This window comes from Catenibacterium sp. UBA627, assembly GCF_002299355.1.
Lineage (GTDB): Bacteria > Bacillota_I > Bacilli_A > Erysipelotrichales > Coprobacillaceae > Catenibacterium > Catenibacterium mitsuoka.
On record NZ_DBPF01000056.1, the window covers coordinates 35,337 to 35,613 of the forward strand.

Annotated in this window: 1 protein-coding gene; it reads right to left on the reverse strand. The window is 34.3% G+C overall.

Annotation, left to right across the window (positions count from 1 at the left end; all coding sequences use genetic code 11):
- Positions 1 to 277, reverse strand: a 277-nt coding sequence (locus B2S90_RS04125; RefSeq protein ID WP_286696575.1) for a transposase, incomplete at both ends; no start/stop codon positions are given.

A 277-nucleotide genomic window follows, 5' to 3' on the forward strand; every position in this document is an offset into this window, starting at 1 on the left:
TAAGCCTTTGTTTCTGTATATTTTTCTTTTGAGTGGACCCTCCTTTCTTTAGATTTTCATACTTTCGAGAAAGACCTCTCTGTTCTCGAATAAGTTTTTTTTCAAGCTTCTTTAATTTTGCAGATTTATTGATGTTCTTATAAGTTTTTCCATTAGAGACAATCGCAAAGTCCTTTAATCCAAGGTCAATGCCAATTCCTTTACTGGAATGACTGGCTATCGCTTTGTCTAGGATTTCTACAAGAACTGAAACGTAGTATCTGTCAGCCTTTATTGA